Source organism: Thermogladius sp., assembly GCF_049970955.1.
Taxonomy (GTDB): domain Archaea; phylum Thermoproteota; class Thermoprotei_A; order Sulfolobales; family Desulfurococcaceae; genus Thermogladius.
In genome coordinates this window covers 1-1,577 of record NZ_JBMFLY010000119.1, presented here as the reverse complement: position 1 = coordinate 1,577, position 1,577 = coordinate 1, and the positions used below count along the sequence as shown (strand labels likewise).

At 55.3% G+C, this 1,577-nt stretch carries 1 protein-coding gene; it reads right to left on the bottom strand.

Annotated elements, in window-relative coordinates:
* The coding region (locus ACP5VX_RS07225; protein WP_428725203.1) for a hypothetical protein at window positions 1-1,577 on the bottom strand (1,577 nt) is incomplete at both ends.

Here is a 1,577-nt window from a genome sequence, read left to right as displayed (position 1 = left end):
GCCCAGCTTGCTCACCGTGTAGATGTCGAGGTTGACGACCCAGGTTACGAGTTGGAGCTTAACGCTGTACCTGCCGCTCCACGCCGGCGCTCCGTAGAACCTGACTATTGGGTGCTCGGTAGCACCGTTCTTCCCGAGTATCCAGGTGTAGTCGAGCTTGTCGGTTTGTACTAGAGTCTGGGCGCCCGTGGTCTCGTTGAATCTTATCACCTGGGCGCTGATGACGCTGTTATAGTCTAGCGCCGCGCTTGGAGCCGGCATTGTGAAGTTGTAGTTGTAGACCATCACGCCTCCATACCATACTATGAAGCTGTAGTTGGCACCGGCGATGAAGAGGTGCGGGTAGTTGCTGTTGTCCCACTGGGTCCCGGTGAACTTGAACCTTGCCTCGCTTATGCCGTTGCCCCATGGCTTGCCAGCGTTGTTTGTAGCGTTAAAGATCTGGTAGGTCACGCTTATGGATGGCCAGCAGAGACAGCCAGGGCCTCCCTGGCAGACCTGTGTCACGTTATATGATATCGCATTGTAAGTATCGTTGAGGGCCACGATTACGGGGGCCGTGCCGTTGCTCGTGGGCAGCTCTTTGAGTATGTTCCCAGCGTGGTCTACAGCCTCGAGCGTGAAGCTGAAGACCCATGCTGGGATGTCTATCGGGCCGATTGTGCAGGATGGCTGGATGCCTGCAAGAGTCTTCGTGAGATCCCACTTGCCGATTACGAGGTTGTCATCCTTGGGGTGCCTGATGTAGGGAGTGTCATTCCTTGTCTGGAGTGTAATTATGACGGAGTTGAGGCTTGTGTCTATTGAGAGTGGAACCTTTGTGAATGAGACTGTGCCGTCACACCCGGTTGTTGCATTCTGAGTGTAGGTCTTCATTGTGCCCTTGTAGTAGTCAAGGGTCACGCTTATGTTGACTAGTGGGAGTTTCTCGTCCCACTGGGTCACCCTGAACTTAATGTCGCCTACGGGGAACGTGTACGTCGCCTGGCTGTAGTTGGCGATGTTGCCCGTTACTACAAGTGGGCTGGGACCGCTTACCGGGCTCATTAACACGCCTTTGAATGCGAGCTTGACGGTGAAGGTGCCTCCTGGAACCTTGCCTATGAAGACTGTGCCGTCCTTGCCCAGGCCTGCGGGGAAGTTTATCGGGGAGCCTTGTGGCGGGGTGTATGTTAGAATCAGGGTTGCGTTGGGGTCGTCAGCGCTTGTGAGAGGTCTTCCGCAAAGGTCTACGACCTTCATGTTCACGTTGTAGACCTTCGCTATGAGCTGGAAGCTCTGGACACTGCATTTTACGAAGTAGTCGGTGAGGTTGAGCGTGATGACGTTGTTGTCGGGGGTAACATCCACGAAGTTCTCGGTGCCGGGCAGCGCGTAAAGCACGGTTACAGTGTACCTGTAGAGTTTACCAGTGGTTGCGAGGTCGAAGGGTACTGGCAGGTAGCCGGGGTTGCTGCCCTTCCTCGCCACTATTGGAGTGGCTGAGGGTGTGCTTCCACCTCCAAGTATCGTGTATGGTGGGAAGGCTATGTAGCCTGCGCCGTCAGTGTAGGTGTTTATGGGGTCGTAGCCGGGGG